Source organism: Streptomyces sp. NPDC042201, from assembly GCF_055582185.1.
On the sequence record NZ_JBVJDS010000001.1, the window covers coordinates 517,090 to 533,814 of the forward strand.

General features: G+C 70.6%; 11 protein-coding genes. 5 read left to right on the top strand and 6 right to left on the bottom strand.

Going from position 1 to position 16,725, the window contains the following annotated elements:
- Positions 1 to 322 precede the first annotated feature (322 nt).
- Positions 323 to 3,298 carry an AfsR/SARP family transcriptional regulator gene (locus ACZ6MZ_RS02240; RefSeq protein WP_469349270.1) on the bottom strand — a complete coding sequence of 992 codons (2,976 nt, stop codon included), beginning with the start codon at positions 3,296 to 3,298 and terminating at the stop codon, positions 323 to 325.
- 931 nt (positions 3,299 to 4,229) lie between these two features.
- Here ACZ6MZ_RS02240 and ACZ6MZ_RS02245 point away from each other — a divergent pair.
- Complete coding sequence (locus ACZ6MZ_RS02245) at positions 4,230 to 7,487, top strand: tetratricopeptide repeat protein (protein ID WP_469349272.1); 3,258 nt, start codon at positions 4,230 to 4,232, stop codon at positions 7,485 to 7,487.
- A gap of 35 nt (positions 7,488 to 7,522) precedes the next feature.
- On the opposite strand, the gene ACZ6MZ_RS02250 is transcribed toward ACZ6MZ_RS02245, so the two are convergent.
- The 4 genes from ACZ6MZ_RS02250 to ACZ6MZ_RS02265 all read right to left on the bottom strand — a co-directional run bounded on the left by ACZ6MZ_RS02250 (position 7,523) and on the right by ACZ6MZ_RS02265 (position 10,604).
- Positions 7,523 to 8,152, bottom strand: a complete 630-nt coding sequence (locus ACZ6MZ_RS02250) for a hypothetical protein (RefSeq protein WP_389782190.1) — start codon at positions 8,150 to 8,152, stop codon at positions 7,523 to 7,525.
- Positions 8,149 to 9,405 (bottom strand): MAB_1171c family putative transporter, encoded by a 1,257-nt coding sequence (locus ACZ6MZ_RS02255; RefSeq protein WP_469349274.1) that lies wholly within the window; start codon positions 9,403 to 9,405, stop codon positions 8,149 to 8,151. Before ACZ6MZ_RS02255 ends, ACZ6MZ_RS02250 begins: the two co-directional genes overlap by 4 nt.
- A gap of 70 nt (positions 9,406 to 9,475) precedes the next feature.
- Positions 9,476 to 10,021 (bottom strand): toxin, encoded by a 546-nt coding sequence (locus tag ACZ6MZ_RS02260; protein WP_384179222.1) that lies wholly within the window; start codon positions 10,019 to 10,021, stop codon positions 9,476 to 9,478.
- A 100-nt stretch (positions 10,022 to 10,121) separates the two neighbouring features.
- Positions 10,122 to 10,604 carry a hypothetical protein gene (locus ACZ6MZ_RS02265; RefSeq protein WP_469349276.1) on the bottom strand — a complete coding sequence of 161 codons (483 nt, stop codon included), beginning with the start codon at positions 10,602 to 10,604 and terminating at the stop codon, positions 10,122 to 10,124.
- Between the two features lie 468 nt (positions 10,605 to 11,072).
- On the opposite strand from ACZ6MZ_RS02265, the gene ACZ6MZ_RS02270 reads away from it, so the two are divergent.
- The 4 genes from ACZ6MZ_RS02270 (at position 11,073) to ACZ6MZ_RS02285 (ending at position 14,808) form a co-directional block, all read left to right on the top strand.
- A complete protein-coding gene (locus ACZ6MZ_RS02270; RefSeq protein WP_469349278.1) occupies positions 11,073 to 12,374 on the top strand; it encodes a PP2C family protein-serine/threonine phosphatase in 1,302 nt (433 codons plus the stop codon).
- On the top strand, positions 12,371 to 13,444 hold the full coding sequence (locus ACZ6MZ_RS02275) for a cobalamin B12-binding domain-containing protein (protein ID WP_469349279.1): 1,074 nt from the start codon (positions 12,371 to 12,373) through the stop codon (positions 13,442 to 13,444). The genes ACZ6MZ_RS02270 and ACZ6MZ_RS02275 overlap by 4 nt, the downstream gene beginning before the upstream one ends.
- Positions 13,445 to 13,528: 84 nt before the next feature.
- Complete coding sequence (locus ACZ6MZ_RS02280; protein WP_469349280.1) at positions 13,529 to 14,050, top strand: hypothetical protein; 522 nt, start codon at positions 13,529 to 13,531, stop codon at positions 14,048 to 14,050.
- 26 nt (positions 14,051 to 14,076) lie between these two features.
- Positions 14,077 to 14,808: a flavodoxin family protein gene (locus ACZ6MZ_RS02285; protein WP_469349282.1), complete on the top strand. Its 732-nt coding sequence runs from the start codon at positions 14,077 to 14,079 to the stop codon at positions 14,806 to 14,808.
- 77 nt (positions 14,809 to 14,885) lie between these two features.
- Here the strand turns inward: ACZ6MZ_RS02285 and ACZ6MZ_RS02290 are convergent, their stop codons facing one another.
- Complete coding sequence (locus tag ACZ6MZ_RS02290) at positions 14,886 to 16,580, bottom strand: acetolactate synthase large subunit (protein WP_469349283.1); 1,695 nt, start codon at positions 16,578 to 16,580, stop codon at positions 14,886 to 14,888.
- Positions 16,581 to 16,725 lie beyond the last annotated feature (145 nt).

Here is a 16,725-nt window from a genome sequence, read left to right on the forward strand (position 1 = left end):
TCCTCCGGACGGCAGGCTGCGTGGCGCGGACCGTACCGCTTTCCCATATCGCGGTTCTATTTTTCTGCGCCGGTGGTCAGTGCCAGCCCTCGTCACTGGCACCTAATACGGTGAGTCCGACGCGGCGGACGGTGACGGTATGAAGCGCGACGGTGTTGCGGACGTTCGGCATTGCGGCCCCCATGGTGGTGAAGTGTTCGCGATTGAAACTAGGCCGTGGGGGCTTCGGCCCATTATCGATCCGTTTTCGCTTCGCTGAGATGGTGATATCCGCGATACAGGTGGGGCAGCGCGGGGATCGTCATCCGGTCATTTTCCGTTGCTATCGCACGGCCCCGCCGTCGACCGGGCCCCCTGACGGGCCCTCCTCCCGGTTCAGCAGCGAGAGCGCCACGGCCGCCCGCTCCACCCATTTCTGTACACCGATCCGGGTGAAGTCCCCCTGGGCGTCGTGAAGATGCTGCCGGGCGAGGGAGTGCTCGCCGCACTGCCTGCGGGCCTCCCCGAGGGCCAGTTTGATCTTTCCTTCCACCAGCGGGCTGTTGACCAGCGCGGCGACGTCGAGCGCGCGTACGAGCGTGGCGCGGGCCAGTCCCCAGGTGCCCGCGCCGAGCTGGGCCTCGCCGAGACCGAGGAGGCCGTGGGCCAGCCCGATCATGTCCGACTTGGCGCGGACGATCCGGATCATCCGCAGGAACGCCTCCTCGGCCAGGTCGTGCCGGTCCTGCGCGAGATACACCCGGCCCAGCCGGTGCGTGCCCAGGGCGACGCTGCGGGCGCCGCCTTCGCCGATCGCCTCGGAGACCCGGATCGACTCCTCGCTCAGCTTCCGTGCCGTGTCCGTACTGCCGCGGTCCAGCTCGATCTGCGCCATGTTGTTCAGCACATGGGCCTCCGAGGAGAGATCACCCACGGCGCGGAAGATCTCCAGGGCCTCGGCACTGCGTTCGGTGGCGGTCGTGAGCTCACCGCGCATCTCGTCGAGCATCGCCATGTTGCGCAGCACCAGGGCGCGGCCGTGCTCCTCGCCGGCCTGTTCGTGGAGCGCGAGCGCCGCCGCGAAGCGGTCGTAGGCCGCCGAGAAGCTGCGCAGCCGCATCTCCAGCGCGCCCAGATTGTGCAGCATGGCGGCCTGGCCGCGGGCGTTGCCCGCCGCCCGGGTCGCGGCGAGCGCCCGCTCGCAGCACTCCCGCCAGTCGGCCAGGTAGTTGCGGGTCTCGAAGAGCACCACGACGGACGTGGTGAGATCCCAGGCGAGATCGTCCATGCCCAGCTCGGCGGCCTGGTCGACCACGGCGACCAGCGAGAGGCGCTCGGTCTCCAGCCAGTCCAGCGGGCCGGCCAGCAGCCCGGTGCTGAGCTCCGCCGGCAGGACATGGCGGGGGACCGCGCTGTGGATGATGCTGAAGTCACCGCCGTAGGCGCGCTGGTGGGCCAGCTCCGCCAGACCGAGGTAGGCCCGGAAGGCGCGTTCGCACGCGGCCCGCCGGTCGGCGGCCGTCTCCTCCTCCTCGGCGCGCTCACGGGCGAACAGCCGCAGCAGATTCTGGAACCGGTAGCGGGGGTGCCCGGTCGCGTCCAGTCCGACCACATCCAGGAACTGGGCGTCGACCAACTGCTCGATGAGCCGCTCCGCGTCGAGCAGATCGGTGTCCAGCAGCGCGGCGCCGATCCACGCGGAGAAGTCCGGTACGTCGAGCAGCCCCAGCCGCCGGTACAGCCGCGCCGTGTCCGGCGAGAGGCAGCGGTAACTCAGCGCGAAGCTGGCCCGTACCTGCGACTCGCCCTGGCTGAGCTCGTCCAGCCGCAGCCTCTCGTCGCTCAGCCGCCGCACCAGATGGGCCACCGTCCAGTGCGGCTTGGCGGCGAGCCGCGCCCCGGCGATCCGCAGGGCGAGCGGCAGCAGATCGCACAGCTCCACGAGCCGGGCCACGGAGGGCGGGTCGGCGGCGATGCGCTGTTCGCCGACGATCCGGCCGAGCAGCTCCACCGCCTCCGCCGCGGGCAGCCGCCCCAGGCGCACCCGGGCCCGCGGCGGCCAGGCGACCAGTTCGGACAGCTGCTCCCGGCTGGTGACCAGCACGCAGCAGCCTTCGCTGCTCGGCAGTAACGGCCGGACCTGGGCGTACGTACGCACATTGTCCAGCACGATCAGCACCCGCCGGTCGGCGAGCATGCTCCGGTAGAGGGCGGCCCGCTCCTCCGGCTCGGCGGGTATCTGCCCGGTGGGTACAGAGAGCGAGCGCAGGAAGCGGCCGAGGATCTCATCCGCGGTGGTCGGCTCAAGATGTTCGTCGTAGCCGCGGAGATCCGCGAAGAGCTGACCGTCGGGGAACCGCTCGGCGACGCTGTGCGCCCAGCGGATGGCCAGGCATGTCTTGCCGACCCCCGCCACTCCGGTGATCAGCCCCGTCGCCGGGCCGCGCAGCTCGGAACTCAGCCCCAGCAGCGCGCCGAGCTGCGCGAGTTCCTCCGTACGGCCGGCCAGTCCCGGCACGTCCGGGGGCAGTTCGAAGGGCTCTCCCACGGGCTTCGCGAGCAGCCGCGCGGCGGCGCCCGCACCCTCCTGCTCGCCCCGGGCCAGCGACGGTTCGTCCTGGAGGATCGCGTTGTGCAGCTCGCACAGCGCGGGGCCCGGCTCGAGACCGAGCTCGTCGATGAACCACCGGCGCCCCTCCCGGAACGTCTCCAGCGCCTCGGCCCGCCGCCCGGACCGGTACTGGGCCGTGATCAGGTGATGGCGTGCCCGCTCGCGCAGCGGATGGTCGCGGACCATCGCGGCCAGGTCCGGGAGGATCTTCTGGTGGTTGCCGAGCTCCAGCTGCACGGAGGTCGCGTCCTCGTACGTGTTGAGCCTCAGCTCCTCCAGCCGGCGGGCCTCGTCCTCCACCGACTGGCCGGTCACCCCCGCCAGCGGCGGTCCCGTCCACAGCCGCAGCGCCTCCGTGTAGCAACGGGCCGCTTCGGTGTACCTGTTGTGCTGGACGGCGGACTCGGCCGCGGAGACGAGCTCCGCGAACTCCGCCGAGTCGAGCCGGTGTGCGCCGATGTTGAGCAGATAACCCGGATGCGCCGTCGCGATGACTTCCTCGGTGATTCCCGCGGCCTTGAATGTCTTGCGCAGGGCCGCGATACAGATCGACACCTGCGTGCGCGCCGTGGCGGGTGGACGCCCGTCCCACACCGCGTCGATAAGCGTGTTGACCGAGACGATCCGGCCCGGGTTGAGCAGCAATAACACCAGGATGGTCCGGTGCCGAGGCCCCCCGATATGCGCCTCCTCGGTTCCGGAGGACACGGCCAGGGGTCCTAAAATCCGGAAGCTCAACCGCTTCTCCATATCCCCCCTTGATCCCCCGTCGGTGAAGCGATTGATCGTTATTCCGTATGCCTGGGGCATCGTCCCCGCCGTCCGCTGAGCGCTCCCGACCGGGAATGATCTCCCGGGGGATCGCTGAAGGGCAGTGCAGGAAAAGACATCGCGAACCGGTCGACGTCCCCGATGTCCGTCATGAATCGCACGATACGGCGGCAGCGAGCGCTACCGTGCAGTAAAGGCCAACTAAGGGCTGCCCCGTAATCCCTGGCGGGCGCACGACGACAGCTACGGCACCTCGCTGCGTTGTCGGAACGCCCGAATACATCCAGTATGCAGACGTCCCTCCGCCTTGCGATGCACCGTATCTGACGCCGTGCGCTGATCCGCCACGGATGACGGGACAGCCCTTAGCCCGCCGGTGGCCGATTATGAGCGTTCGCGCAGCGGATGACCGGTCGTGCCACCCGTCTCGCGGTCCGTCCCGTCCTGACAACGGGACTCTCCGCACCCGGCTTCAAACCGAGGAACTCAACGCCCGGCCCCCGCCGCCCGCTGAGCCGCCTTGCCCCGCCCCGGACTACTCCTGAAAACAACACGCGCCGGTGGCGGACCGCTCCCCTGAATTCGCGGCCGGCCGGCCGGTCAGTGGCCCCATGTGAAACTTGCTCATCTTTTCCCCCTGCGCTGAGTGGTCAACACTTCATCGCGTGATCAGAACCAACCATGCTATGAGGAAGTGAAGAAGCGGGGGAGATTTGAACGGAATGTGGCGCAGGTCACTTTTGAGGTACTAGGCAGGGAAAGCGGAGCAAAAAGTTCCCTGATACCGGTCGCATTGCCCCGCCCACCCCCTCATGAATTCCCGTTTCGGAACCATGGGGGCCGGTGACGGCGCATCATGCTGGTGGTCGTGTTGGGGGTGGAGATGCCGGAACAGCGGGTGTCGCGGCAGGAGATGATCCGCCGGCGGCGCAGAACAGGTTTCGTGGGGCGCCGGGGAGAGCTGGCGGTGTTCCGGGAGAACTTCGGCCGGGATCCGGAGGATCAGGCGTACCAGTTCCTGTTTCATGTGCACGGCAACGCCGGGGTGGGCAAGACGTCTCTGGTGCGGCAGTGGGAGAGCGTCGCGCGGGAGCAGCGGGCGGTCACGGCGTATGTGGGGGACGAGGTCCACAGTGTGCTGGAGGGGATGGAGGCCGTCAGCGTTCAGCTGGGCCAGCAGGGCAGTGCGCTGAAGGAGTTCGACAAGCTGCTGGCCACGTACCGGCAGCGGCGGCACGAGGCCGAAGTCGCGTCGGTCGTCCAGGCCGCGGGGGAAACGGCGACCGAGCGTGGAGCCGCGGCGCCGGGAGCGTCGCAGGCGCCGGCGCCCGCGTCGGCGTCCAGCAGTGTGGCCGCTCAGGTGGGCCTGGTCGCGCTGGGCCTGGTGCCGGGGGTGGGAGCGCTCGCGGGCGCGGTCGACGGGCAGCAGGTCGCGTTGGGCGCGGACCGGTTGCGAGCGCTGTTGAACGCCCGGCTCCGCAGCCATGACGACGTCCAGCTCGTCCTGTCACCCATGCGGGTCCTCACCCCGGTCTTCCTGAAGGACCTGGCCGAGGTGGCGCGGCGTCATCCATGGGTCGTGGTGTTCTTCGACACCTACGAGCGGATCGGTCCCATGCTGGACACCTGGCTGCGGGATGTCCTGGTCACCGAGCGGTACGGCGCGCTGCCGGTCAATGTCCAGGTCGTGCTCTCCGGTCAGGGCCGGCTCGCCGCCCGCTGCTGGGGAGACTGGCTCGACCTCGTCACGGAGATCCCGCTGCACGTCTTCACGGAGGAGGAAGCCCGGGCGCTCCTCGCCGCCAAGGGGGTCGCCGACGAGCGGGTGATCGAGGTGGTGCTGCGGCTGTCGGGGCGGCTGCCCGTGCTGGTCGACACCCTCGCCCAGACCCGTCCCGACGCACCGGACGGGGTCGGAGACCCGTCCGACACCGCGGTGGACCGCTTCCTGAAGTGGGAGACCGAGCCGCGGCGCAGGGCCGCCGCGCTGGCCTGCGCCCTGCCGCTCCATCTCGACGAGGACGTCTACCGCGCCGTCGTACCGGAAGCCGCGGCGGACGAGTACACCTGGCTCCGGGGGCTGGCCTTCGTCGCCGATCAGGCGGGACGCTGCCGCTACCACGATGTCGTCCGCGCCCCCATGCTGCGGCTGCAGCGCACGCAGTCGCCCAGCCAATGGCGGGAGCAGCACACCCATCTCGCCGGCACGTTCACACGCTGGCGCGAGACGCTGGAGGGCACGCTCGCGCCGGACGAGTACTGGGACGACACCCTGTGGCGGGAGCACCGGCTGCACGAGACGTACCACGAACTGTGCGCACACCCCCGACAGGCCATGCCCGGCGCTCTTCTGACGGTGGTGCACGCGTGTACCGACAGCGTGGCCACCCTCCGCCGCTGGGCACAGATGCTGATCCAGGCGGGTCAGGACAGCGGCACCACGTCACTCACCGGCCTGGGGCACAGTCTCAACGCCTCCGCCGACGACGACACCGCCGGCGTCATCGCCGCCCTCACCACACTTCTCACCGCCACGGAACTGAGCCCGGACGGACAGGCCCTCGCGCACGTCGTCCGCGGCCTCCAACACCGTGAGGCCGAGCAGTACGACCAAGCGCTGCATGATTACGCGAGCGCCCTCGCCATGGCACCGGATCTCGCCCGCGCCCATTTCGGCCGGGGTGAGACGTACCGCCTCATGGAGCGGTACGAACAGGCCGTGGCCTCCCTCGACCGCGCCATCGAACTGGAGCCCGGCGACAGCATCAATCTCGCCACCCGTGGACAGGCCTACCAGAGCATGGGCCGCCGCGAGGAGGCGCTGGCCGACTTCACGCGCGCCATCGACCTCGATCCCCACCTGCTGTGGGTCCTGGCCAGTCGCGGCGTCGCCCACCGTCACCTGGAGCGGTACGACGAAGCCCTCGCCGATTTCACCCGCGTCATAGAAGCCGATCCCCAATTCCACTGGGCCCTGGCTCAGCGCGGCGAAACCTACCGCCTCATGGAGCGGTACGAGGACGCGTTGGCCGACTTGACCCGCGCCGGCGAGATCAGCCCCAGCACAGCCTGGGCCGTGGCCACCAGAGGACAGACCTACCAGGCCATGGGGCGCCTCGACGAGGCTCTGGCCGACTTGACCCGCGCCATCGAGATCGATCCCGGATTCGAGTGGGCCATGGACAACCGCGGCCAGGTCCAGCAGGCCCTGGGACGTCATGAGGAGGCGGTGGCCGACTTCACCGGTGCCCTTGAGGCGGATCCCCGGTACGACTGGGCCTGGGCCCATCGGGGTGAGGCTCATCGCTTCTTGGAACGGTACGAAGACGCGGTGGCCGACCTCACGCGCGCCATCGAGATCGATCCCGAATTCGCCTGGGCCCTGGGCAGTCGGGGGCACGCCTTCCATTCGATGGACCGGTACGAAGACGCGGTGGCCGACCTGACCCGAGCCGTCGAGATCGATCCCGCATATGGCTGGGCCTGGTCCCGTCGCGGTGAGGCCCACCGTTTCCTGGACCGGTACGAGGAGGCGCTGGCCGACTTCACGCGCGCTCTGGAGATCAGCCCCGACCACGCCTGGGTCGTGGCCAGCCGCGGGCAGACCTACCAGGCGATGGAGCGGTACGACGAGGCGCTGGCCGACTTCGCCCGCGCCTTCGAGCTCACCCCCGACCTCGCCTGGGCCTTGATCAGCCGTGGGCAGACCTACCGTCTGGTGGGACGCCATCAGGAAGCCGTGGCCGACTTCACCCGCGCCCTGGAACTCGACCCCGACGGCTGGACGCGTTACGAACTGGCCCTCACGCTGCGCCTGATGGGGGATCCCGGGGCGGACGAGCACTGGCGCGCGGCGGTGGAGATCTTCGAGGCCCAGCAGAGCGCGGACGGCGACGACACGACGTGGGCCTGCGGCAATCTGTTCATCGCCCACTGCGCGCTGCCGGACCTGACCAAGGCCGCCGACCGGCTGGAATCCTTCTTGAACCGCACACCGAGCCCCCGGCTGCTCCGAGAGGTGCTCTGGGACCTGAACGACCTGCGCCGCACCGGGTTCGTGGAGGCGAGCCTGCTGGCCCCGTTCGGCCGCAGACTGGACGAGGCCATCGCGCACCGGAGCCCCTGACGCGGAGCCCTCGTACGCGCGGCGGGGCAGACGCATCAGACGAACAGGAACGCCGTCGCGGTGGCGGCGCCGAGGGTGGCTCCGGCGATGGTCTGGGCGACGGTGTGGTACGTCAGCGCGACGCGGGACCAGCAGACCGCGGCGGTCAGGGCGTAGGCGAGCAGCCACCAGGGGGAGTGCACCGCGGCGAGCTGGGCCACGACGGCCGAGGCGACCGCGGCGTCGACCGAGATCTTCCAGACGGTGTTGACGGTCAGGAGGAGGACGGTCATCGCCCAGAGGGCGAGCATCGTGACGAGGATGCCCGTGGGGGCATGGCCGAGGACCATGATGACGGAGCCGGCGCCGATGGAACCGAGGATGACGAAGAAGATCGGTGCCCGCTTGGCGCGGTCGACGACGTGCCGGTCGCCCCACGTTCCGCGCTTGCGCTCCCATTCGATGTAGCCGGCGGGGATGATCCCGGCGCACAGGGCGGCGAGAAGGCCCCACGGCAGACCGGTCCAGTCGCCCGCGGCGGCCAGGCCGATGCCGAGCATGCCGAGCAGCAGGACGTTGCGGGGCTGGAGGACATCGGTGGTGACACGGGCCACCGTGGTGGCGCGGGCCGGCGCGCCGGCGGGGTCGGCGGTGGAGTCGGTGGGGGTGGGGTTGGTGGTGCTCACGCTGTCTTCTCCATGGACTTCAGGACGTCCAGGACGTGCCGGGTCCGGTCGTCGGTGATCGTCTTGTACGCGGCCGCCACCCGTACCAGCCAGGCGACCTCGTCGTCCTGGTCGGTGGCGTGCTGCGGCTCGATGGCCGCGGCCTTGCCGGCGGGCGTGCCGTCGGCCTTGGCGGTCAGGGCGGCCTTGATCCAGTAGGCGTCGGCGAGCGGTCCCGCCTTCGCGGGATCCGGGGCGTCCGCCGCCGCGGCTCTCTTGGCCGCCGTGAGCAGGCTGTCGGGCACGTAGTGCCGCAGCTTCTCGACCGCGTCGGCGATATCGGCGGTCCACCGGTCGACGGCGAGGTCGGCGGGGGTGTCGAAGCGGGTCAGTTCACGGGGCAGCGAAGCCGGCGGCTCGAAGGGCTGGTCGGGGAAGGCCGTCATCAACTCGCGCCACAGGTGGTGAAGTTCCGCCTGAGCCCGCCACAGTTTCGCGCGGCGCCAGCCCTTCTGGAAGGCGGGGATGGACGCGCCGACCGCGAAGAAGGCGAACAGCACGAGCTGCGCGACCTCGGTGATCTCGTCGAAGGTGCGCGCGAAGGTCCTGCTGGGCTGGTCGACGACGCTGACCCACATGAACAGGGTCCGGCTGACGGTGTAGCCGACGCCGATGAACATGGCGAAGGTCATCATGCCGAGGCCCACGCGCAGATGACGGAGTTCGGCGTCGGCGGTGGCCAGGGCCCACTGGTAGGCGCAGACGGCGGAGGCGGCGCCCAAGTAGAGGTAGAACACGCTCATGTAGAGGGTGGCGCCCCATTGACCCGCGTGGTCGGAGACGAAGCGGTCCGAGGGGACGGAGCGGTCGACCACGGTGAAGAAGAGCACGGTCAGCAGGATCAGCGTGGCGACGGACGCCTTGGCCGCCACCTGCTGGATCACGCGGGCGAACCGGACGTGTCGGGGCACGTTCCCGTCGTCGGGGTACTGGCCGTAGATGGCGACGATGTAGCTGAGGATCGCCAGGATCGCGATGGTCGCCGTGTAGTGCTTGATCAGCACGGAAAGGTCGGTGACGGGGCTGTTGTTGAGCCCTGTCCGTACGATCCGGGTCTTCGTCCACAGGGCGACGGCGAATCCCGCGTAGCAGCCCCAGAGGGCTCGGCGACGCTTGTCTTCTTCATCGCCCCAGAGCGCGTCCGGCATCCGCCACAGGGCGACAGCGGTCATCAGGGCGGCTATGAGGTAGCCGGCGAGGTCGAGGGGGGTCACGGGGAGATTCCTTGGGGTGGGGGGATTCCTTGCGGAATGTCGTGGGGGATCTCTGGGGATCTATAAGGGGCTACGAACGGCGGAAGAAGCCGCGACGCCGGTGAGCGACGGGGCGCGAGAGGGAGTTGACCAGGCGTCCGACCATGTCGTCGCTGGTCATGTCCCTGGCCATACGGGGAATGAGTGAGGCGCCGAACTCGGCCACCCGCTCGTCGTGGGTGTCGTACTGCGCGCGGGCCTGGATCGTGCCGCCGGACGCGAGCACCCGGGTGATCAGCGAGGTGTCGAAGACGGGCAGCAGGCGCCGGAGCTGGTCCCCGTCGAGGGTGGTGCCGTGGTCGAACCACTCGTGGCACAGCTCGTGCAGGATGACGTGCTGGGTCTGGTACGCGGTCGGGCGCCGGCGGTAGAGGACGATGCTGGTGTCGCCGGACGCGAGGCGCAGGCCGCAGGCGGCGTTGACGCGGGCCAGTTCGTCGGGCAGTTCGTGCAGGACGATCGTCCGGCCACGGGCCGCTTCCATGTTCGCCACCAGCCCCGCGATGTCGAACGGGGCGGGGATGGGCAGGTCGGCCAGTCCGGCTTCGCACTCTCTCCGCAGCTCGCGCAGGGACATGGAGACCTCTTGATCGTCTAGATCGTCGTCATGCGTGCGGTGATGCGTGCGGTGACATGCCGTCAGTGGATTCTACCCAACAGTGACGAACGCGCGTTCGCTACGGTCCCGGTTCCGGTTCCGCCTCGGATTCCGGCTCCCCGCCGTCGGCGTTCTTCCCGGTGCTCTTCCCGGCCTTGGCGTCCTCCAGCAGGGAGAGCGCGAACTTCAGTAGCTCCGGGGGGAGTCCGTTGTCGTCGAGGCCACGGCCGGCCACGCCGCTGATCTCTCCCGTACGCCGCTTCGCGAGGAACTGAAGCCCGGCGACGACATCGTCGACGACCTCGGACTCCTCCTTGAAGAAGCGCCAGTCCACGCCGAAGCCCAGGCCGAGGGCGCGGAGGATGTCCTCCGACGGATGGGTGACCTTCCCGGCGAGGATGTTCGAGAAGTAGCTGTGCGAGAGGGAGCCGCCCCGCTCCTTGACCAGGTCGGCGAAGACCCGTCCCGAGATCTTCTGGCCGGGGAAGGTCTTCTCCACCATGTACTCGACCTTCTGCTGCAAGGTCTTCAGCTCTGGCGTGCGCTCTTCGCCGTTGTCCATCCAGGCCCCCACGTTCACGTCCGCCGCAGGCGTACTCGTCCGAGCTGCGCGGTGTTCGACTAGGTCAACGGACCCGTACTGTAACCGGCCCTGACGCGGAAGCCCCGGTGCCGGCCCCGAAACGGAGCATCCTGCCGCGAGGTCAGGCTTGGGCTTGCGTAAACACTCTACGTCACTGTTAACTCGAAAAAACACGGGCAGGGGGCCACGAGGGGAGTCCCCTGCCCGTGTGGGAAGTGATCAGTGCTGCCTGGAGGAGTAGCCCTTCGCGACGGGGGATGCGCGAAGGGCTACCCCCACATTATGACCCCTGCGGGATCGGGCGGCGGAGCGTAGCGTGCGAAGGAGGAGGCCTTCGGCAGCACAGGGGCGGGAGAAGCGGCGGTCGGCGATGGACATCCTGGTGCGCACGGCCGCGCGGCGCCCCCGCGGAACGGCGCTCCCCGGCGAGGACGCGAGCCGCCGCCGATGACGGGCGGCGACCGGGAAGGCGACCGCGAAGAGGCGCCGGTCCCGGATCGGTCGGCCTTCCTGGAGCAGGCGGGCCGGCGGCTGGGGGCATCCCTCCACCACGGCCGGACGCTGCGCACCGTGGCGCGGCTCGTGCTGCCGCTCCTGGCGGACCTGGCCGTCGTCGTCCTGCCGGCGCGTGGCCGGCGTACATCCTGGCACCGGTCCGGGCCCGGCGACACGGAGGAGTCGGGGCAGGTACCGGCGGAAGCGCTGGAGCGTGCGCCGCAGGTCGCGGACGCGGTCTCCGGCGTGCAGGCGCGCGCGGCCGTCCTGCCCGCGCGCGAACTGGACGGACTCGACGGCGCCCTGCCACCGGACCTGGGCCCGGGCGCGCAGGCGCTGGTGATCCAGCTCTCCGGCAACGGAGTGTCGGCCGGTGCGCTGATCCTGGTCCGGGGGCCCGAGCGGCCCGGCTTCCGTGATCCCGACATCGAGCTGGCGCGGCAGTACGCCGCCCGGGCCGGCCTCGCGCTCGCCACCGCCACCCTCTACTCCCAGCAGGCGGAGACCACCGCCGTCCTCCAGGCGAACCTGGCGCCCGCGCCGCTGCCCGCCGTCGACGGCGTCAGGCTCGGAGCCGCCTACCGGCCCGCCGCACTCGCGCTGCGCATCAGCGGCGACTTCTACCACGTCGCCGCGCGCCCCGATGACGGCGTGTCGTTCTTCTTCGGAGACGTGTGCGGGAAGGGCGCCGAGGCGGCGGTGCTGGCCGGGCTGGTGCAGCAGACCTTGCGCACGCTGGCGCTGACGGACTCCGAACCCGTACGCGACCTGAGGCTGCTCAATCAGCTGCTGCTCGGCGAGGAAAGCCGCTTCACGACCCTGGTGACCGGCTCCGCCCGGCCGGCCCCCGACGGCGGCCTGACCGTGGTGACCGCGGGCGGTGGGCACCTTCCCCCGCTGATCCTGCGCCACGACGGCCGGGTCGAAGAGGTGACGATCGACGGCACCCTGGTCGGCGTCCTGCCGGAGCCGGTCTTCGACCGGACGGAGTCCCACCTCGCCCACGGAGAGCTGATGCTGCTCTACAGCGACGGGGTCACCGAGGCGCGCGGCGGTCCGTCCGGGTACGAGTGGTACGGCGACGAACGCCTGGCCCGCACACTGGCCACCTGCTGGGGCATGCCGGCCGGCGCGGTCGCCGAGCGCGTGGAACTCCTCACCACTCAGTGGCTGGGCGGCCGCCCGCACGACGACATCGCCGTACTGGCTCTCCAGGCCCCGCCGTGCCCGCGCCGCCGGGAGGACGCCCCATGAGCGAGGCCCGCACCGCGATCACCGATGACGTCCGCGCCGCCTTCGACGCTCACCTCGGCCGCGCCGACGAGGAGGCCGCCGTCGCCCTGACCCTGCGTCTGCTGCGGGCGGGCGTGAGTCCGGAGGAGGTACTGCTCGGGCTGGTGGCCCCCGCTCAAGTGGCGGTCGGTGCCCGGTGGGCGTCCGGCGAATGGAGCGTTATGCGGGAGCACGCGGCCACCCATATCAGCGAGCGGGCCGTCGACGCCCTCGCCGCCGCGACCCGCCGCCCGGCCCCGACGGCTTCGAGCGGGGCCGCGAGCGCCGGCGACGTGGTGGTGACCTGCAGCGACGGCGAATGGCACACCCTGCCCGCCCGCATCCTCGCCGAGGTGCTGCGGCTGCGCGGCCACCGCGTGCGATTCCTCGGCGGCCACGTCCCCGCCGCCCGGCTCGTCTCCGACCTCCACCAGCACGGTCCTGACGTGGTCGCACTCTCGTGCACCCTGCCGATGTGGCTGCCGCTCGCGTACCGCCTCATCCAGGTGTGCCGCCGGCCCGGCGTCCCCGTCCTCTGCGGCGGCTCCGGCTTCGGGCCTGACGGCGTGTGGGCCCGCGCCCTGGGTGCGGACCTGTACGCGCCCGACCCCCCGAGCGCCGACACGCTGCTGCGCCGGCGCCTTCCACCACCTCTGACCGGCGAGTCGTCCGTCGACGCCCGCTCCACCGAGGCGTACGCGGAACTCGCCCGGCACCGCTCCGAGCTGCTCCGACAGGTGGTGGCCCGCGTGCAGGACCGCTTCCCCGCCCTGCGCGACCCCACCGACCAGCGGTACGAGGCCACCACCGAGACCCTCGGTCATCTCCTGGACTCCCTGGCCGCGGGCGTCTTCGTCGACGACCCACGCGTCCTCACCGGCTACCTCTCCTTCAGCGTCGACTTCCTCGCCGCCCGCTCTGTGGACCCCGAGTGCCTCCGCACGGTGCTGGAAACCCTCTCCGAGCTGCTGCCCGACCGCCCGCTGATCCTCAGCCACCTGGCGGTGGGACAACGGTGGCTGGACGCCTCGGCCGAAGGCACCGTGAACTGACCGGCGTAGGTACGAAGGGATCCGCCCGGCGTGCTGTTACATCTCTCGAAGCGGAATGATTTCTTCCCCTTGGGAGGTGGCGCCTTGTCCGACAGCCCCGGCGTTACCGCGCCTCCTCCCGGCCGACGCGCCGAGCCCTTGCAGCGGCTGCTGTTCGGCGGTGTGTACGGAACAGTGCTCGCCAGTGGGCTGGCGGCCGCCCTGGATCACAACAACGGGCGGCCGGATCCCGGCTACGACGCGGTGTGGGTGCTGGTCACGGCGCTGGCGTCGGCGGCGGCACACGGCTACGCCCATGCCATCGCGCACCGTACGGCCGGCGAGGCGACGGTCACCGCCAGCACCGCGCGGTCGGTGCTGACCGAATGGCCCCTGGTGGCCGCGGCGCTGCCGACGGTGGCGGCGCTGCTCGGCGCGTACGCGGGGTGGTGGGGGGAGAACGGCGCGATCAACGTCGTCCTGACCATCAACACCGTGGCGCTGTTCGGCTGGGGGCTGTGGGCGGCGCGGGTGGCGGGACGGCGCTGGCCGGCGGCGTGCCGGGCCGGCGGCGTGGACGTGCTGCTCGGGCTGTTCATCGTCGGAGCGAACGTACTGAGCAAGTGACTTCCCGTACCCGAGGAGCTTCCCCCATGGCGTCACCCGACCGCACCGACGACGCGTACCGGTTCGACGAGCTGCGCGCGCTGTACATCAACTGCACGCTCAAGCGCTCCCCGGACGTGAGCAACACGGAGGGGCTGCTCGACAGGAGCCGCTCGCTGATGGAGGCGCGCGGTGTCGCCACCGAGGTCGTCCGGGCGGTCGACCTGGACATCGCGACCGGTGTGTGGCCGGACATGAGGGAGCACGGCTGGGAGACGGACGCCTGGCCCGAGCTGTACGGGAAGGTGATGGCCGCCGACATCCTCGTGCTGTGCGGGCCGATCTGGCTGGGGGACAACAGCTCCGTGATGAAGCGGGTCGTAGAGCGGCTCTACGCCTGCTCCAGCCTCCTCAACGAGCAGGACCAGTACGCGTACTACGGCCGGGCCGGGGGCTGTCTGATCACCGGAAACGAGGACGGGGTCAAGCACTGCGCCATGAACGTGCTCTACAGCCTCCAGCACCTGGGCTACACGATCCCGCCGCAGGCCGACGCGGGCTGGATCGGCGAGGCGGGTCCTGGCCCCTCGTATCTGGACCCCGGCTCCGGGGGCCCGGAGAACGACTTCACCAACCGCAACACGGCCTTCATGACCTGGAATCTGATGCATGTCGCCGCGATGCTCAAGCGCGCGGGCGGCATCCCGGCCCACGGCAACCGGCGCTCCGAATGGGACGCGGGCTGCCGCGCGGACTCCGCCAACCCGGAGCACCGCTGACCGCGGGCGCGCTCCCGGCGGTCCGGGTCCGGTGAATCAGGGTCCGGTGATCAGGGTTCGGTGATCAGGGGCGGCGCTCAGAAGGGGCCGTGGAGCGCGCCGAGCCGGTCGGTCAGCCGGAGGTTCTCGGAGTAGTCGACCGGGCAGGCGATCACGGACACCGCGTCCTCGTCCAGCGCGCGGCGCAGTACGGGCAGCAGCTCGCCGGCCGCCTTGATCCGGTAGCCGCGTGCGCCGAAGCTCTCGGCGTAGGCGAGCAGGTCCGGGTTGGTGAAGCGGGTGTGGCTGTGGCGGCCGAGTTCGAGCTCCATCTTCCAGGTGATCAGCCCGTACTCCTCGTCGACCAGGACGAGTACGACCAGCGGGACGCGTTCGCGTACGGCCGTCTCCAGCTCCTGGGAGTTCATCAGGAACGAGCCGTCGCCCATCATCGCCAGCACCCGCCGTCCTGGGCGGGCGAAGGCGGCGCCGATCGCGCCGGGGAGCGCGAATCCCATGGTGGACAGGCCGTTGGAGAGCAGACAGGTGTCCGGCTCGTACGCCGGGTAGAGACGTGCCATCCACATCTTCCCCGCGCCGGTGTCGGCGAGCACGATGTCGTGACGGTCCAGCGCGGCGCGCACATCGGCCACCACCCGCTGCGGCACCAGCGGGCACGCTTCGCTGCGTCTGCCGTACGCCAGCTCCTCCGTAAGCAGCGCGCGGACGCGGTCGCCGGTTCCCCGGGACGGGAAGCTGTGCGGCACCGCGTCCGCCAGCGTGTCGAGCGCCTGCGACAGATCGCCCTCGACGCCCACGGTGACGGCGTAGTGGGCATCCACCTCGGCGGGGAACCGGTGCAGGTGCACGATGCGTTTGTCGCCGGCCGGATTGATCTTTACGGGGTCGAACTCCTGGAGTTCGTATCCGACGCAGATCAGGACGTCGGCCGTGTCGAAGCCGAAGTTGGTGTAGTCGTGGCGCATGAACCCGACCGCGCCGAGCGCCTGCGCGTGGTCGTCGGGGAAGACGCCCTTGCCGTGGAAGGTGGTCGCCACCGGCACGTTCAGCCGTTCGGCGAAGCGCACCAGGGCGGCTGAGGCGCCGGCCCTGGCCGCGCCGTGGCCGGCCAGCACGATCGGGCGGCGAGCCGTCGCGAGCACGTCCGCGGCGCGTGCGATCTGCGTGGGGGACGGCGCGTCGGCGTGCACCGCGTCGATCTGCAAAGGAGAGAGCGACGCCGTCGGGTGTGCTCCTTCGATGTCCTCGGGGACGGCGAGGAAGACGGCCCCGGGGCGCTCGCTCTGCGCGGTCTTGAACGCCTTGCGCAGCATCTCGGGCACCGCGTCGGGACACTGGATCCGCGCCGCCCACCGGGTGACGGGAGCGAACATCGACACCAGGTCGATCACCTGGTGGGACTCCTTGTGGAGCCGGCTCAGGGAGCCTTGCGCGGCCAGGGCGACGACCGGCGTGCTGTTGGTCGTCGCGTCCGCCGTGCCCAGCAGCAGATTGATCGCGCCGGGCCCCAGCGTGGCCGAGCACACCCCGGCCCGGCCGGTCAGCCTGCCGTAGATCTCGGCCATGAACGAGGCGCCCTGCTCGTGGCGGACGAGGACGTACCGGATGCCGGAGCGGTCCAGCGCGTCGACGAGGCGGACGTTCTCCTCACCGGGGATCCCGAAGACGTACTCCACACCCTCGGCCTGAAGACAGCGCACCAGCAGGTGCGCCACATCCTCCGTCACAGGAGACCCGCGGTCGTGCCCGTCCGGAGTCTGCTGAGGGTCCATGGGCCGAGCGTAGGCAGGAGCGCTCGGCCCGGCCAGGCACAGGCCCCCGGTCGGGTGAGCCCGAAGCCGACGAGCCGCCAGTGGGCCCAAAGTTGGGCCCTGGAGCCCACGACGCCGCATGGGGCCCAGCCCTAGAGTGAATGGC